The organism is Desulforamulus aeronauticus DSM 10349 (assembly GCF_900142375.1).
Lineage (GTDB): Bacteria > Bacillota > Desulfotomaculia > Desulfotomaculales > Desulfotomaculaceae > Desulfotomaculum > Desulfotomaculum aeronauticum.
Window position 1 is genome coordinate 1 of sequence record NZ_FRAR01000055.1, and the last position, 1,916, is coordinate 1,916.

The 1,916-nt window shown below is 40.7% G+C and carries 1 protein-coding gene; it reads left to right on the plus strand.

Annotated elements, in window-relative coordinates; all coding sequences use genetic code 11:
* Positions 1-1,608, plus strand: a 1,608-nt coding sequence (locus BUA78_RS20440) for an S-layer protein (protein WP_072917912.1), incomplete at its 5' end; no start/stop codon positions are given.
* Positions 1,609-1,916: the final 308 nt, after the last annotated feature.

A 1,916-nucleotide genomic window follows, 5' to 3' on the forward strand; every position in this document is an offset into this window, starting at 1 on the left:
GTAACGGTTATGGCCTATACCACAGCCACCACCACGGCACCTCCCAGTGTGTCAGTTGCTACCACCTATACAGGAACGATCCGTAGCCTGTTGTCCGGGCCATTGGCGGTATCTTTCCAACCAGATTCCGGCAGCCTTAATTCTTATCCGCTTTCAAACAATGTAACCATTAAACAAAATGGCCAGGTAAAGGATTTAACTTCCTTAACTTCCGGGGTCAGGGCAGAGATTCGGATTACTGATGGAAACGTAACGGAAATAAACATACTGAGTACGCTACCTTCAGGCAATGAGCTTAAGGGTTATGTTGTTAATGTCTATTTGGATTACTTAACGGTTCGTTACGATAATGGCACCCATGAAGAACTTCAGAAAGTTTCTAATGTGAGTTTTGCCGGTATTGTCAGGGGTCAAAGAATTACCCTGACGAAAGTGGATAATATGATTACCGACGTAAATCCCTTAAATGAAACGCGCAAGGTTTTTGGCTATGTGGAAAGTGTAGGGTCCTCTAGTGTCACCATCGAGGATCTGGATGGTTATGAAAGAACATTTGATTTGACCAGCAATTACAGGGTCAGAAATGAAAAAGATAACTCCATAGACATCGAGGATATTGAGCGTGGGGACACCATTGAGATGGAGCTTACTGATCAGGGAAAAGTACAGCTCATTAAATTGGCCAATGGTTCATCATCAAGCTCGTCGTCGGATTATGAAGGAGAGATTACCTATATTAAGACTTCGGGTAATTACAGAATTACCATTAAAAAATATGATGGCTCAGAAGAAACTTACGATGTTAAAGATAAGGTGGAAGTTTACCAGGATGATAGAAAACGAGAATTTAACCGTCTCTATGAGAAAGACTTTGTCAAACTTAAATTAGATAGTAGCGATCGGGTTACCAGGATTGATATCCTCAATGTTGAAGTGATTGAAGGAAAAGTAACCCACATTGATACCTATGATAATACGATTGAAATTGAAAACTCCAACGGCAGAAAAACGGAGTATGATGTGTCCGGTAGCGTAAAGGTATGGGAGGATTCCAAGAGCCGTTCTTTCAGGAATATACGAAGCGGTGATAAGGTTCGTTTAATCCTTGATAGCAAAAGGTATGTGACTGAGATTAACCTTGGTGATAGCTCGACATCTTCCGATGGTTCTTACTCAGGGACGATTTACAGTCTGAATATTAAGGATGACAAGCTAGTCATTGAGAAAAACGACAAGAAAACCACCTACAACCTGGATGATGACGTAACCGTAAAGAGTAATGACAACGGAAACTACTTAGAAGATTTGATTATTGGTTCTGAGGTAAAAATCAGAGTAGAAAAAGGTAAGGTTACCAGGATTGATGTCGATACTTATGAGCGTATTACCCTGAAAGGTAAATTGGATAAGGTATCTGCCGGACGAGTGTATATCGAGCAGGAAAACGGTAAGGGTGGCTTGCAACTGAGATTTCTCATAAGTAACCGAGCTACATTAAAAGATGACAGAGATCGATCTTTGGATATCAGTGATTTAGGAAGTTACAAGGGCGAAGATGTGGAGTTCGAAATTCGTGGTGATGAAGTTGATTATTTAAAGATTTTGTAAGTTAAGAGGCTGTGCCGAAACGTGAAAGTTTCAGCACGGCCCTTTTTATTACAATTCCAACAGGATTTACAATGTTTGTAACGAAATGATTATCGGTAATGTCTAATTAGTAACCAGGGGAATCAATCGAATGCCGTATTGCCTTAGCAGGTATCCGATTGGTTCAACCAGAGGAGGTATATTATGAAAAAAAAGCTAGCTACTTGTTTGGTTGCAGCGCTCTTCATGACACTTATATCTTGGTCCAATGCTGACGCTGTATCCTCCCATTTATTTAAAGATACCACCGGACAATGGTGGGAGCAATC